The organism is Klebsiella sp. CN_Kp073, from assembly GCF_040065495.2.
Lineage (GTDB): Bacteria > Pseudomonadota > Gammaproteobacteria > Enterobacterales > Enterobacteriaceae > Klebsiella > Klebsiella aerogenes.
Genome location: NZ_CM198051.1, coordinates 2,239,275 through 2,251,774 on the forward strand (window position 1 = coordinate 2,239,275; position 12,500 = coordinate 2,251,774).

The window sequence follows — 12,500 nt, forward strand, 5'->3', positions numbered from 1 at the left end:
ACTATAGTAGGCGCACCTTAAACGCCATCGGGGTATTTATGATTACGACCTGGCTACCCACGGAAAATATCCAGATTGTAGATTCAATTAGTGACTGGAAACAGGCAATTACATTATCGGCCCAACCCTTATTGGCGAAAGAGGCGATTACTGAAAATTATATTCAGGCCATTTTTAACAGCCACCAAAAACTTGGTCCTTATTATGTTTTAGCGCCTGGTCTGGCGATGCCACATGCTCGCCCGGAGCAAGGGGCTATTAAAAACGGGCTATCGCTATTACATATTAAAAAAGGCGTTTCTTTTGATTCGGAAGATAATGACCCTATTTACGTCGTGATTATGCTGTGTGCGCTTTCGGGAGATGAACACATCAATATGATTACAGCACTGGCGGACATTTTTAGCGATGATGAACGACTCTCAGCACTGCTGAAAGCATCATCAATGAAAACAATTCAAGCCGTTATCAATGGATAATGAGGTAGAGATGAAAAAGATTCTGATTGTTTGTGGTAACGGTTTAGGTAGTAGCTTTATCGTTGAAATGAACGTAAAAAAAATCATTACAGAGTTGAATAAAGAAGCAGAGGTTTCCCATACCGATCTGACTTCAGCAAAAAGCGAAACTGCCGATATTATTCTTAGCGCCAGGGATATAGCTGAACATCTGTCCAGCCATTCTGCACAGGTTTTTGGTTTATCTAACCTGCTGGATAACAATAAAATCAAAGAAATTCTTTCCGAGAATCTCTGATTAATTATTTGCGGCCTTACGGAGTCATTCTATGCTGCAGTTTATTATTCATGATGTGTTGGGCACACCAGCAATACTGGTCGGTCTGTTTTCCCTGATCGGCTTATTATTGCAGAAAAAAGCAGTTTCCGACGTTATTTCCGGAACCCTCAAAACCATTATGGGGTTTGTGATATTAACATCCGGGGCGGCGATTGTCGCCACGACGTTAACGACGTTTAGCCAGCTGTTTGAGCACTCCTTCCATATTCAGGGGGTTGTACCCAATACTGACGCCATGGCGGCGCTGGCGCAGAAAAACTACGGTACTGCGACAGCCATGATCATGGTGCTGGGGATGTTGTTTAACATCGTCCTTGCCCGTATTACGCCGCTGAAATACATCTTCCTGACCGGCCACCACACGCTGTATATGTCGGCGATGCTGGCTGTCATTCTTTCTGTCGGCGGTCTGTCGCCGTTCTGGGTGGTACTGGTGGGGGCGGTAATCCTCGGTATCATGATGGTGGTCTCTCCGGCTATTCTGCAGCCATTTACCCGCAAAATTACAGGCACTGATGACCTGGCGCTGGGCCACTTTGGTTCAACCGGGTATCTGCTATCGGCGCTGGTGGGGAAGGCGATCGGTAAAGGCAGCCCGTCGATTGAAGAGCTGAAAGTGCCGAAAACGCTGAACTTCCTGCGTGACTCCTCGGTAGCCATCTCGCTGACGATGATGATTCTGTTCCTGATTCTGGTACTGGTCGCAGGTAAAGAGTTTGTTGAGACCAGCATCAGTGGTGGTCAGAACTTTATCATCTTCGCCATTATCCAATCGCTGACCTTCGCGGCGGGCGTGTGGATCATCCTTGCGGGTGTTCGCATGATTATTGCCGAAATTGTTCCGGCCTTTAAAGGCATCGCCGACAAGCTGGTGAAAGACGCGAAACCGGCGCTCGACTGTCCAACCGTCTTTCCGTTCGCCCCGAACGCGGTGATCGTCGGCTTCCTGTCAAGTTTTGCCGCTGGTCTGGTGAGTATGTTCCTGTGTCCGCTGCTTGGCCTGAGCGTCATTGTTCCCGGCCTGGTGCCACACTTTTTCTGCGGCGCGACGGCGGGCGTTTACGGCAACATCTGCGGCGGTCGTCGCGGCGCGGTGGTGGGGGCATTCGCCCACGGTCTGTTGATTTCTTTTTTGCCCGCGATTTTGCTGCCCCTGATGGGCGACCTTGGCTTTGCATCCACCACCTTTGGCGATGCGGACTTTGGCGTTGTTGGCATCATTCTTGGGCATGTCGTGTCACTGTTTAACTAACTAATTTTAAAGAGGTGAGGTATGGCAGCTAAATTTTCGCCCTCGTTAATGTGTATGGATTTAACGCAATTCAGAGAGCAAATTACGGCAATGAACGGTCGGGCTGATTTTTATCACGTCGATATTATGGACGGTAACTATGTGAAGAATATTACGCTATCACCGTTTTTTATCGAAAACCTGAAAAAAATTACCGATGTGCCGATCGACGTACATCTAATGGTGAATCACCCGGAAGATATAATTCCAATGTGTATTGATGCCGGGGCCGATATTATCAGCTTCCACCCTGAGACGGCGAATAACAAAATATTCCGTCTGTTGAACCAGATTAAAGACGCTGGTCGTCGCTGCGGCGTGGTGTTGAACCCTGCTACACCGGCGGATGCTATTAAAGAGTACGCGCACCTGCTGGATAAAGTGACCGTCATGTCGGTTGACCCAGGCTACGCAGGTCAGAAGTTTATCCCGGAGTCGCTCAATAAAATTAAACAGCTGATCGCGATGCGCGAAGCGCATGGGTACCACTATCTGACCGAAATTGACGGCTCCTGTAACGAGAAAACTTTTAATGTTATCTCCCAATCGGGCGTTGACGTCTTTATTGTGGGAACCTCGGGCCTGTTCTCCCTGGCGGATAATGTCAGCGATGCATGGGATAAAATGGTCGATATCTATCAACGCGAAATCGCTGCCTGAAAATTGCAGCGCGCTCAGCCGTATTGAGCCATTGTGCGGTGCAAAGAGTCTATTTAACCGGTCTGTCTTTTTGCCTTCGCGTTAGATTTATATGGTTGAGAGCGCTGTAACCCTTTTTATATCTGGAGTTCGCGTGCGGCGCCTCGTCGCACGCTTGCGGATGCTATCTATTTATGCTGTCCGACCACCGAGGCGCCCCGACAGGTTTGGCAGACTGCATGGTGGCAGAAGCTGGTATCGCTGATTAATAATGATTATTTATATTAACGAAGGTAACTTATGGACATTTCGAGTGTACTGAACGTAAAAAATATCAAATTGAACATGATGGCTAAGAGTAAAGAAGAAGCAATTGAAGAATTAGCTGACTTATTAGTACGTGATGGAGCAGTTATTAATAAAGATATTTTTCTGAAAGATGTTTGGTTACGTGAAGAACAGGGCTCCACTGGATTCGAAAATCATATAGCGATCCCGCATGGTAAATCCTCAGGCGTAGCCCGTACGGCATTGGCCATTGGACGAACCCAACATCATATCCCCTGGGAAACGATGGATGGTAGTGACGTTCGTTGTATTATTTTATTTGCTGTATGCCTGGTGGATCAAAATACTACCCACATCCGATTATTATCCCAGGTTTCAGGTTCACTTGCCGATGAAGAGATAGTAGAAAAATTGCTGATGGAAGATTCCCCTCAAAAAATTATTGATCTTTTAAATGCTGAAGGTGCCAGCGCTTAAATTAATTGTCAGATCTGCCATAGTATCTAAAAAACCATTCTGGAGAATAGTTATGAATATTGTTGGAATTACAGCCTGCACTGTAGGTATTGCACACACCTATATTGCGCAAAAGAAAATTGAAATAGCTGCAAAAAAGGCCGGTCACAATGTCAAAATCGAAACGCAAGGCACTATAGGTATTGAGAATGCCTTGACCGCTGAAGAAATTGCACAAGCCGACATTGTTCTGTTAGCCGCCGATGTTAAAGTTTCCGGTGAAGAAAGGTTTGCCGGAAAGAAAGTCGTCAAAGTACCAACGGAAATGGCAGTTAAATCACCAAATAAGCTTATTGAAAAGCTTGGTGAATTAGTCAATTCATAACCCCTACCTATGCGTATCCTATATAAAATAAAGGGCGTAATTTATGAATATAAAAGAAATATGGAAAGCAGCAAACCCTAAAGGTCATCTGCTGACTGCCATCTCATTCTTGATTCCGATTGTCTGTGGCGCTGGGTTTATTATTGCCATCGGTATGGGTTTTGGCGGGACGGTTCAGGACACTTTAGTATCGGGTCAATTTGATCTGTGGCAGGCTTTCGCTACCATGGGAGCTAAGGCACTCGGACTATTACCCGTCGTTATTGCTATCGGAATTTCCGGTTCGATCGCAGGTAAGCCCGGTATTGCCCCTGGTTTTGTTGTCGGTCTGGCCGCTAATGCTATTGGTGCGGGTTTTATCGGGGGAATGATCGGCGGCTACATTTCCGGGTATATTGCTCTTGCTATCATTAAAAATGTGAAGGTTCCTGGCTGGGCTCGGGGTTTAATGCCGACATTGATTGTGCCATTTTTTGCATCCATTTTCAGTGCTCTGCTCATGGTCTATATCATCGGCACGCCTATTGGTATTTTTACCGATGCACTCACATCGTTCCTGAGAAGTATGGGAACTTCATCTAATTTAGTGTTAGGTGCTGTTATTGGGGCGTTGTGTATCGTTGACTTTGGTGGGCCGATCAATAAAACGTGCTTTGCATTCGTCTTAACCCTCCAGGCACAGGGTATAAATGAGCCAGTTACGGCCCTTCAGTTAGTCAACACGGCAACACCTATCGGTTTTGGGCTTGCATTTTTTATCGCTAAGCTGCTTCGCAAAAATATCTATAATAACGAAGAAATCGAAATGTTGAAGTCGGCGGTTCCTATGGGGGTAGTGAATATTGTTGAAGGATCTATCCCTATAGTGATGAATGATATCGTTCGTGGTATTGCAGCAGCGGCAATCGGCGGTGCTTGTGGTGGTGCAATCACCATGGTTTATGGTGCGGATGCAACTGTACCTTTTGGCGGGGTATTAATGCTCCCAACAATGTCAAATCCTATGGCAGGTATTATGGCATTAATAGTTAATATTTTAGTAACAGCAACCATCTATGCTGTCATCAAAAAAGATGTTCCTCGCGATGTTGTTATTAATAACGATCAAGAAGAGGAAGATATCAACTTCGATGATATTAAGATTAGTTAGATATATGCATAATGGCATGCCGTAACTTGATGTCGCGTTCACAATACAATGTGATAATAGAATGTTATTGTTTTTGCGACATATATTATTTCTGCATTCTGTTCTAATCGCCACGAGTAAAAAATGGGTCGCCAGGGTGGCCCATTTTTTACAGGCATGTTATCAGAGTTACTTAAAAAGACTATCTAATAATCAATTACGGCCCTGACGATTAACGTTGGGTGAAGAGCATGAGGGTAAATAGCAGTAATATTTTGTGGTTCAGTCTTAATCGTCGTTTCCATATCCGGCATTAATTCAATACGTTCGCCGCTCTGTAGCGTTGCGCCAATCAAACCTGCCTGTATTTATGAATTCAATGCATAGGTCAAATCAGAAATGACAGACTAATCATGCTGGCATTCCGGTCCTAAAATGATGTTTTCACATGACGGGAGCCTTTTCATGGAATACACAGTTTTAAGTAACAACCTCAACATGCCGATGGTCGGTTTTGGCGTGTTTAAGGTTACCGATAAAGAAGAGTGTAAGCAGTCGGTATTAAGCGCTATTCGTACCGGTTATCGCCTGATTGATACCGCTGCCGTCTATGGCAATGAAGACGCCGTGGGCGAGGCGGTTCGTGAAGCTATTGCCGAAGGGCTGTGTACCCGTGAGGAATTATTTATTACCTCAAAACTGTGGGTTCAGGACATGGCCAACGGCGATATGGCCAAAGCCGGTATCGAGGCGTCACTGAAAAAATCGGGCCTGGATTACTTCGATCTCTATTTATTGCATCAGGCCATGGGCGATTATTTCAGCGCCTGGCGCGCGTTGGAACATGCTTATGAAGCCGGTAAATTGAAAGCCATTGGCGTGTCCAACTTCTATGCGCATGTCTTAGCCAACTTTTGCGAAACCGTCAGAATTAAACCTATGGTCAATCAAGTCGAACTGCATCCTTACTTTGCGCAACCCGCATCGCTGGAAACCATGAAGCATTATAACGTTCAGCCTGAAGCCTGGGCGCCGTTAGGCGGCGGCAGATATAAACCTTATGAAGATGCAATGCTTCAGGGGATTGCCGCTGCTCATCAAAAAACCATTGCTCAGGTTGTCCTGCGCTGGAACGTGCAGCGCGGTGTCACGGTGATTCCTAAATCCACTCGGCAGGAACGGATTGCAGAGAACTTTGCAATCTGGGATTTCTCACTGACTGACAGCGAAATGGCGCAAATCAGCGCACTGGATTTAGGCTATGTGGGTGAAGCGGTGAAACACTTTAATCCTGAATTTGTTCGCGGTTGTCTGGGCGTTAAAAAGCAGTAGAAAAGTCATAATGAGACGGTGGGGGAACCCACCGTCCTGATATAAACATTGCCAATCCACAGATCTTCGCTTTCATCTTACCGGGTTAATCTGCGCCAGGTTGACTATAAAAGATGTTCATCAAACTAACCAGCACGTAGCTCGCCAGCCTCCCAGCTATAAACATCATCGCCAATTAATGAGTCGCCCAGTTCCTGATAATCGAAATGGTAAAACTCGGCGCTGACGTCATAACCGGAGTAGTCTACTGCAGCAAGACCTACAAATGCCCCAGTAAAGAAACCGCCATAGCTCTGCAGGACATAGTCATCAGAAAGAACAGCGGCATCTAATATCACCGGGATTTCAATAAACGCGATGCCGTCAAAACTATACTCATAGCTATAGGTCTGCTTCCTGACTTTCGTCCGTAACCATACGTATTCGACGTTTTCAGGAACCTTAATCGCATTATCTTTCAAATATGAAGTATATTTTCCACGGTTGTTTTCGGCGACCTCAATGACTCTGCCGTTAATTTCATTCCAGGTGATAAAAGCAAAACTCCAGTGGCGATCGTTGTAGTAATTTGTTAACCCGGCCATTTGTTGGTAACTAAAGGGATTAAAGACTACTTTAACTTCAGCATTAAAGTAAAAGGCTTGCCAGCGGCGGGCAATCAACGACAGGTCATGGGTGTTCGCTAATGACCCCTGACCGATTAAGGTTAGCTTTCCGTTGCCTGTGCTACCCATTTTTCCGCTAAAAGGTACCCGAAGGGTATTCCAGTTGAGATTGAGCGCTGGTGTTGTAAATTCATCATGTTGGCTGTTGTCTTTCGTGCTTTCGGTATAAATGGCGTCTTTTGGTCCCTCGACAAACGTTCTACCGCCGTGACCGCCTTCCACTCGTGGCCAGCCATCGTCATCCCAGTACACCTTTTGGATAGCCGTTTCCCGGCCAAGCGTGGACCAACCGCGTGGATCATAAATTGACTCACCAGGGCGATTCCATGGACGAGCGCACAGCGAAGCATAATACCACTCGCCTTCGGGCGTCGAAACCAAAGCCCCGTGTCCTTGTTTCTGGATATAGCTGTCAGGGGTATCAACGTTAGTTAAAAATACCTCCCCAGGCTCAGTTTCAAAGCTATCGGCGTTTAATGTCGTGGAACGCGCCACCACCTCCTGATGAGTAAATACCGTTCCCCCCTGAGCGGCAAAGAGATAGTAATAGCCGTGCAGTTTATAGAGATGCGGCCCCTCAACGAGCGCCACCGCGGTACCGCGATAAATGGTTCTTGCTGTTTCGGGCATCAGTTTTAGCGTTTTAGTATCGAGTTCAGTTAAGGTAATGCCGTCAAAAGGATGATGGTACTCTCGATGGTCCCACGTTTGCTGCACGATATATTTACGGCCATCATCATCATGAAAAAGTGAAGCATCAAAACCTACGCCATTAAGTTTGACCGGCGAACTCCACGGGCCGCGAATATCAGTTGCGGTGGTCAGGTAGTTTGTCATGTCTTTAAAGGCACCCTCGGTGACTTTCACATCGGTATACACTAACCAGAATTTGCCATCCGCATAAGAGAGCGCCGGAGCCCAGATGCCGCCTGAAGACGGATTGCCTTTCATATCTAAAAGAGTAGTGGTCGACAATGGTGACGGCAGCAGATTCCAGTGCTGCAAATCCTTTGACTCATGCAAACGGACGCCGGGAAACCATTCAAACGTCGAGTTGGCTATATAGTAGGTGTCCTCAACACGGATAATGCTGGGGTCGGCATTAAAGCCACGCAAAATAGGGTTTTGGATAAGAGACATATCATTATACCTTTATAAATTTAATCGTATTGGTTTTACACCCGAATCTCATCAAGTTGGCGGTTAATGTCGCTGACGTGTTTGTCTGAGATAGGATAAATTTGCATGATGATCATCGAGACAATCGCTAAGGCGATGGGGATCCAGACCGCTGTCATCATGATCCCGTCGATAGCGCTCGCGCTTTGTTGCGCGCCGGTTTCATTAAAACCATAGACGGCCAGCAACCACAGAGGAATAGCGCCCCCGATGGTAAAGCCAATCTTGAAAAAGAGTCCCATAATCGCGTTGATGATTGCCGCATTTCGCTTACCAGACTTTAATTCGCCATAGGCAATCACTTCAGGTACCAGTGCCCACATAAATCCGGTGGCTGAGGTTAAGCCCCACTGTTTAATAAATGTGGCGATATAAGCAAGCCACAGCGCATCGTGCATACCTTCCCGTGACCAGACATACGTTAATAACTCACCGACAATAAACATCCCCAGGAAAATGTGGAAGAAGCCTTTCTTACCAAAAATTTTCTTAAGTTTTGGCCAAAAAATAGGGAACGCAATACCCGGTATTGAGGCGACCAGACCGACGGCGCCCATCCACTCAGAGTGACCAACCACATACTGATTGAAAAAGCCATTTACCGTGTTCATAAAGAACATGAAGGTAAAGGCCAGCATGAAAAATAGTCCAAGAATGACAAGAGGACGGTTATTTTTGAGCTCAAGGAACAGATCGGTTGTTTTGACATTCGCCGTCTGTTCTGCGGTTGCAACGACGCGTTCTTTGGTGAATTTATAACAAATAAAAAGTGCCACCGCGCCTAATAACATATAAACGGAGTAGACGCCGAACCAGGCGTAATTCGCTGATGGGTCGGTATAGTTACCAAGGTTGAGTTCAATGCCAAAAAAACCAGTATCCTTGAGGCTACGATCTTTTGGTGAAGCCATTTGTACGAACATCGGAAACAGGGTATAGACTAAAAGGTTGGCGCTATTAGCCAGCATCATTCGCGTACTGGTTAATTTATCAATTGATTCGGGATCTCTGGTTAGCGAGGCATTAAGAGAACCGTAAGGTATATTGACCAGGGAATAGACTAAATCCAGCGCTAAATAGATGATAAAAGCAAACGGTACGGAGCCTCTGACGCCCGGAATGGGGGCAAAAAGCAAAGCGGAAAGAATCACTAGCGGCACTCCGGCTCTTAATAGCCAGGGACGATATTTCCCTGCCGCGGAGGTCCTTTTGTCCACATAGGTTCCAACCATCGGATCCCAAAAAACATTGATGATTCGGACAAAAAGAAAAATGAACCCCGCAGTGGCTGTACTGATCGTATTTACCGTCAACATATGTAGAGCAAGAAAGCCGCCGATCGTGCCGAAAACCAGGTTTTGCGCAAAATCGCCCATACCGTAGCCAATACGTTCCCCTCGAGTTAATTTATGATATTCATCATTGCGATTTTGCATTATGTTTTTACTCATTCTGAGCAGACTCCGGTTTGTTGTGTGAATGTGAAACACTTTCTGACACAAAAGATCGCGAAGAATCTATTACGTTTTTAAATTAATTAATTATGTTTTTTTACTTCTGTGATCCTCAAAGCAAAGGCCGTTTGGCATTATCTCTGTACTCTATATGGATTTTATGATGTTGAATATATGAAAGTGATATTTGCGATATGGCTCACATTTGAGTGTTTTCTCAATCGCTGAGTGAAATAACGTAATTGAGCAGCCGGTTTATAGAATACAGGATGTGTCATAGTTGTTACATTTCTTACATCCACCAATATTGGAGTGTTCATGCAATCTTAGGTCAAGTGCAGCGCGATTAATGGTTTTGTTCACCATACAATGAAATTCAACTGGCAAGTCTCTGCGGCGTTGCTTGTTTTAGCGCTAATCATTAATTTAATTGTGGGAAAGGAGAGCGTTATTCGTATAAAACCTCTGTAGTCGAACAAAATAAAAATTAAATTGTTCTCACAGTAGCAACATATTCTGCGTGGCCAGAGTCAGATTGTTATTGCCTGAATAAAATTAACCTCTATTGAGATAATGATGACAATGATAAGAAAGCTTCCATTAACTATGGCGGTCATCGCCGTGTTTTCTCCGCTTACCTCTGTAACAGCCCAAGAATTTACCCAGGAGCAGATCGACGCCATCGTCGCGAAAGCCGTCGATAAAGCGCTGGCCGACCGCCAGGCCAAAATCGACGCCGCGGCTAATAAGAAGGTCGATGTTATAACCAACCCGCAAACCACCGCGGCTTCGCCGGATCTGGCGATCCCTTTCGGCCTGAAATTTAGCGGTTACGCCCGCTATGGCGCCCACTTCCAGACCGGCGACCAGAAATATGTCGGCGTCGACGGCTCCTATAACGGCGCCTCGGCGATCGGCCGTCTCGGCAACGAAAGCAACGGCGGCGAATTCCAGATCAGCAAAGCGTTCAAAAGCGCGCAGGGGGCCATCTGGGATCTCAACGTCATGTTTGACCACTGGAGCGACGAGGTTAACCTGAAAAAAGCCTACGTCGGCGTCACCAACGTCCTCGAATCTAACCCCAACGCCTATATCTGGGCCGGCCGCGACTTCCACCAGCGCCCGCAACAGGGGATCAACGACTACTTCTGGATGAACCACGACGGCCAGGGCGCCGGGGTGAAGAACTTCGATATCGGCGGCGTGCAGTTCGACGTGGCGACGGTGTCGCAGGTGAAATCCTGTAGCCCGGAAGTGATGGCCGATGAGACCAACCCGTCGCGCATCACCTGTACCGGCAGCTCCGATACCGGCGACAACGGCCACTACGCGCTGACCACCAAAACCCACAACATCAAGGCCGGGCCGATCGACGTCGAGGTGTACGCCAACTACGGCTTCGACTCAAAAGCGGTGGACAGCGACGCGCGCCTCGATGCCTGGCAGGGCGGGCTGGTGCTGAGCCACACCAACGACAGCGGGGTGAACAAAGTGATCCTGCGCTACTCCGACAACTCGGATAACAGCGTCTACAACAAAACCGACGACCTGACCACGGTCTACGCCAGCTTCGAGGGCAGCCATAAATTCACCCAGCAGGCGCAGATCGAGTATCTGCTGGCCTTCCACGACTACGACAACGGCAAGGATAATACCGACAACCGTAAAAACTACGGCGCGATCGTCCGGCCAATGTACTTCTGGAACGATGTGCACTCGACCTGGCTGGAAGCGGGCTACCAGCGCGTGGACTACGACCAGGGCGGGGATAACCACGGCTGGAAGCTGACGCTGTCGCAGAACATCGCCATCGGTATGGGGCCGGAGTTCCGCCCGATGCTGCGCTTCTATGTGACCGGCGGCCAGGTGGATAACGAACACACCGCGAAAGTAGACGGCACCAGCGACGAGCGGCTGGATTCGCTGAACATCGGCGGCATGTTTGAGGCCTGGTTCTGAGAGAATGTTTTTTACGGGAATACCAGACTGGCCTACGCCAGTCTGGTAGTTTTTGACACCCAGAATGCTATTTTATTAACGTCTCTATTAATAGTTTCTTTTAATAATTCATTTATTAAAAGGAATGAGTTTATTTCGACGCTGAAAGTTGAATTTATCACATTTAAATAGTTTCCATCTGTGATTGAGTGAATTATATATTGGTTATCGTGTTGAGATTGCATAAGTTATTGGTTGAAATGATTGCTTGCCGGCGATATTGATCTATGCCAATTAAATGACTTGTTATCTCTGGATCTTCGTATCTGCTGGTTGATATATTGCCCTGATTTCTTTAAACATAACGTCGTGAATAAAACGAAATTTACTCCACAATCATTCCTTAAGGAAAAGGGACCGCTATGGCTGATTCATTCCAGAATGAGGTGCCGAAGGCACGTATTAATTTAAAATTATCCTTACATACCGGGGGGGCGCAGAAGAAGGTTGAACTACCGCTTAAATTGCTCACCGTTGGTGATTTCAGTAATGGAAAAGAGCATCGACCATTGGCCGAGCGCCAGAAAATAGATATCAATAAGAATAATTTTAATAGTGTGCTTTCTGAATTTAACCCAGAGATCAATCTCACCGTTGAGAATACGCTGGCTGGGGATAACTCAGAAGACAATGTTAAACTGCGTTTTTCCGATATAAAAGACTTTGAGCCCGAACAGGTTGCCCGGCAAATCCCTCAACTCCGCGCCATGCTGGCGATGCGTAATTTATTACGCGATCTCAAATCGAACCTGCTTGATAACGCTACTTTCAGAAAAGAGCTTGAGAGAATCCTTAAAGATCCAGCTCTGTCCAGCGAATTACGCGCCGAAATGAGTGCCCTTGCCGGGAAGTAAACGGCGGTCATCTCTTTTAATGGATTAACCGG

General features: G+C 46.6%; 12 protein-coding genes. 10 read left to right on the forward strand and 2 right to left on the reverse strand.

The features are described from left to right. Nucleotides 1-38 precede the first annotated feature (38 nt). The 8 genes from ABLV66_RS10770 (at nt 39) to ABLV66_RS10805 (ending at nt 6,318) form a co-directional block, all read left to right on the forward strand. Complete coding sequence (locus tag ABLV66_RS10770) at nt 39-479, forward strand: PTS sugar transporter subunit IIA (protein WP_045393081.1); 441 nt, start codon at nt 39-41, stop codon at nt 477-479. Between the two features lie 10 nt (nt 480-489). Beyond that, entirely contained in the window at nt 490-756 is a 267-nt protein-coding gene (locus tag ABLV66_RS10775; RefSeq protein WP_045393078.1) for a PTS sugar transporter subunit IIB, read from the forward strand. A 31-nt stretch (nt 757-787) separates the two neighbouring features. Continuing rightward, nucleotides 788-2,050 (forward strand): PTS ascorbate transporter subunit IIC, encoded by a 1,263-nt coding sequence (gene ulaA, locus ABLV66_RS10780; RefSeq protein ID WP_015366288.1) that lies wholly within the window; start codon nt 788-790, stop codon nt 2,048-2,050. A gap of 21 nt (nt 2,051-2,071) precedes the next feature. Beyond that, the gene (gene alsE, locus ABLV66_RS10785) at nt 2,072-2,749 is read left to right on the forward strand and encodes a D-allulose 6-phosphate 3-epimerase (protein ID WP_032711805.1); all 678 of its coding nucleotides are present in this window, start codon (nt 2,072-2,074) and stop codon (nt 2,747-2,749) included. Nucleotides 2,750-3,028: 279 nt separating this feature from the next. Continuing rightward, nucleotides 3,029-3,493, forward strand: coding sequence for a PTS sugar transporter subunit IIA (locus ABLV66_RS10790; RefSeq protein ID WP_047078483.1), 465 nt, complete (start codon nt 3,029-3,031; stop codon nt 3,491-3,493). Between the two features lie 52 nt (nt 3,494-3,545). Continuing rightward, a complete protein-coding gene (locus ABLV66_RS10795; protein ID WP_001028229.1) occupies nt 3,546-3,857 on the forward strand; it encodes a PTS fructose transporter subunit IIB in 312 nt (103 codons plus the stop codon). Nucleotides 3,858-3,900: 43 nt separating this feature from the next. Further along, nucleotides 3,901-5,007 (forward strand): PTS fructose transporter subunit IIC, encoded by a 1,107-nt coding sequence (locus ABLV66_RS10800; protein WP_015366291.1) that lies wholly within the window; start codon nt 3,901-3,903, stop codon nt 5,005-5,007. Nucleotides 5,008-5,451: 444 nt separating this feature from the next. Continuing rightward, complete coding sequence (locus tag ABLV66_RS10805) at nt 5,452-6,318, forward strand: aldo/keto reductase (protein ID WP_348876418.1); 867 nt, start codon at nt 5,452-5,454, stop codon at nt 6,316-6,318. Between the two features lie 125 nt (nt 6,319-6,443). Here the strand turns inward: ABLV66_RS10805 and ABLV66_RS10810 are convergent, their stop codons facing one another. Next, the gene (locus tag ABLV66_RS10810) at nt 6,444-8,123 is read right to left on the reverse strand and encodes a glycoside hydrolase family 43 protein (RefSeq protein WP_348876417.1); all 1,680 of its coding nucleotides are present in this window, start codon (nt 8,121-8,123) and stop codon (nt 6,444-6,446) included. Between the two features lie 35 nt (nt 8,124-8,158). Then, nucleotides 8,159-9,598 (reverse strand): MFS transporter, encoded by a 1,440-nt coding sequence (locus ABLV66_RS10815; protein ID WP_161801886.1) that lies wholly within the window; start codon nt 9,596-9,598, stop codon nt 8,159-8,161. Nucleotides 9,599-10,192: 594 nt separating this feature from the next. Between ABLV66_RS10815 and ABLV66_RS10820 the strand changes: the two genes are divergently transcribed. Together ABLV66_RS10820 and tssB are read left to right on the forward strand one after the other, a co-directional pair. Further along, nucleotides 10,193-11,575, forward strand: a complete 1,383-nt coding sequence (locus tag ABLV66_RS10820; protein ID WP_348876415.1) for a carbohydrate porin — start codon at nt 10,193-10,195, stop codon at nt 11,573-11,575. A gap of 401 nt (nt 11,576-11,976) precedes the next feature. Further along, the gene (gene tssB, locus ABLV66_RS10825) at nt 11,977-12,468 is read left to right on the forward strand and encodes a type VI secretion system contractile sheath small subunit (RefSeq protein WP_015366297.1); all 492 of its coding nucleotides are present in this window, start codon (nt 11,977-11,979) and stop codon (nt 12,466-12,468) included. The last annotated feature ends 32 nt before the right edge of the window (nt 12,469-12,500 follow it).